The organism is Hyphomonas sp. UBA3601 (genome assembly GCF_002375605.1).
Lineage (GTDB): Bacteria > Pseudomonadota > Alphaproteobacteria > Caulobacterales > Hyphomonadaceae > Hyphomonas.
The window spans coordinates 70,878-73,272 of sequence record NZ_DFME01000112.1; the positions used below are offsets into that span (position 1 = coordinate 70,878).

A 2,395-nucleotide genomic window follows, 5' to 3' on the forward strand; every position below is an offset into this window, starting at 1 on the left:
CCAGCCGCGGATCGGTTCACGAACCGTCAGGAGAACGAGCAGGGCGAGTGCGACCCCCGGAATACCGACCACGAAGAAGGCAAGGCGCCAACTGAACGCGTCGGCCAGGAAACCGCCTGCTGCAAAGCCAATCAGGATGCCGATATAGATACCGATGGAATAGACCGACAGGGCAAGCGCCCGATTCTTTGGCTTGAAGATATCCGAAATCATGGAGTGCGCCGGCGGGCTGCCACCCGCCTCGCCGACACCGACACCGACACGCGCGAGCAGAAGATGGGTGTAGTTTGCCGCAAGCCCGCACATGGCGGTCATCACGCTCCAGATCGTCAGCGCGAGGGCGATGATGGTTCGCCGGTTTCCCTTGTCAGCCCAGCGGGCGATTGGAATACCGCAGATGACGTAGAATAGCGCGAAGGCAAAGCCTGTCAGCAGGCCGAGCTGTGTGTCCGAAAGGTTCAGCTCCGCCTTGATCGGCTCCTGCAGGATGACGAGTAGCTGGCGATCAACAAAGTTGAAGACATAAACGACAGTCAGGACCGCCAGCACATAATAGCGATAGAATGGCTGAGTATAAGGGGTATTGGTCGTGTCAGCGTCGTCGTCTGGTGATTTTTCGTGGGCAGTTTCCGCACGTGGCGCATGGATAGTCATATGTCCTCCCGCGGGCTTCAACGTCCCGTCATTTGCTTCGATCTAGAGGGATCTCCAGAACAAACCTATATCTGGGAAAGATACTCACTCAATCGAGAGTGAAGTCAATATCCCTATCCATTTGAGCCAGCAATCCTTGGGTTTAGTAGCGGCTTTGATCGCGCGGGCTTGCGCTTCGGAACTAGGCGCTCCGTCCGATATAGCCCAAGCTGGTTGCTACACGGACGGCTTGAGCGCGACCGGAAACCGACAGCTTTTGCCCTGCATTTGTTAGATGAAAGCGAATCGTAGGCACAGAAATTCCCATAATCGTTGCGATCTCGCTGTCCGTTTTGCCAATGGCAGCCCATTTCAGGCACTGAATCTCTCTGCGAGTCAGATCGACCAGTTCTGGGAGGGCAATATGTGAGTCATTTTCCCGGTAGGCGGAGAGAAATTTAAGCGTTAGTTGATGCATGCTTGCAGCGTGCGCTATGAATGTTTTCGCAATGTCCGCAACCGCTTTGTCGCCAGCCCAGACGATCGCGCCCAGCACGCCATAAGGCATGTAACATGGGCAAATAATTGCACTGGCAACCCCGTACGCATCATATTCAGCATTCTCGTTGAAGACGTCCAGCGCTCGGTTCGTTCGCCAGCTCTTCAATGCCTTGCCGTCAAAATAGAAGGGTTCGGCACAGATTCGCGCCGCTTGGACAAATCCTGAGCGGAGGGCGAAAGTGCGATCATCCCAATAGTGGAAATCCGGATCGAACCATTTGAACAGGCTCTCCGCATAAGGCGAGCCATCCTTGTCAAGCATGGGGTTTGGGTCGCTGACATCCGCTGATGCGGCGATGTAGGGAAGACCTGCGCGGTTGCCAAGCTTGACAACTTCCATCGCCAAAGCGTGCACGTGATGCTCTGAGGTTTTCGGACCGGTTACCGATGGGATAGAGGGTTTCATACCTATTGGTTCTGGTAGCTTGAGCCGTGACGGTCGAAGTCGCTAGTGTTCATGGCGACCATGGGAGATATTCGATGAATCTGGGCCTATCTGATAAAGATATCGCGTTCCGCGAGGAAGTGCGAGCCTTCCTTCGCGACAATCTCACGCCAGAACTGGCCGCTGCTGGCAAAAAGGCCACTAGTGTTTTCGTGGAGCCTGAATACACACTCGCCTGGCAAAAGAAATTGCACGCGAAAGGTTGGGCGGCGCCGAGTTGGCCTGAAGCGTATGGTGGGCCCGGCTGGACGGAAATGCAGCGCTACATATTTGCATCGGAATGCGCCATCGCCGGGGCACCTCCGTTGGCACCCATGGGTCTTAACATGGTGGGACCCTGCATCATCGGATACGGGACGCCTGAACAAAAGGCATTCTTCCTGCCGCGTCTGTTGGCGGGGGACGACTATTGGTGCCAAGGGTATTCTGAACCGCAATCAGGGTCCGATCTGGCGTCTCTGTCTCTCAAGGCGGAACGAGATGACGACCATTACATCCTCAATGGATCGAAGATCTGGACGACGCATGCCCACCATGCAAACCGCATGTTCTGTCTCGTGCGAACCGACCTCACAGGCAAGCCCCAGCAAGGCATCACCTTCCTCCTTCTCGAGATGTCGGCACCCGGTATCACCGTCGATCCGATCATCACATTGGCGGGCGAACATGAATTGAACCAGGTGTTCTTCGATGATGTCCGCGTTCCGGTGTCGGGCAGGCTTGGCGAGGAAAATGACGGCTGGACCGTCGCGAAGT

The 2,395-nt window shown here is 55.7% G+C and carries 3 protein-coding genes; 1 reads left to right on the forward strand and 2 read right to left on the reverse strand.

Annotated elements, in window-relative coordinates:
- Together B4F73_RS11860 and B4F73_RS11865 are read right to left on the reverse strand one after the other, a co-directional pair.
- On the reverse strand, positions 1-654 hold a 654-nt coding region (locus B4F73_RS11860), incomplete at its 3' end, for an MFS transporter (RefSeq protein ID WP_290483352.1).
- A 181-nt stretch (positions 655-835) separates the two neighbouring features.
- A complete protein-coding gene (locus B4F73_RS11865; protein WP_290483353.1) occupies positions 836-1,600 on the reverse strand; it encodes a helix-turn-helix transcriptional regulator in 765 nt (254 codons plus the stop codon).
- 74 nt (positions 1,601-1,674) lie between these two features.
- Here B4F73_RS11865 and B4F73_RS11870 point away from each other — a divergent pair.
- On the forward strand, positions 1,675-2,395 hold a 721-nt coding region (locus B4F73_RS11870), incomplete at its 3' end, for an acyl-CoA dehydrogenase family protein (RefSeq protein ID WP_290483354.1).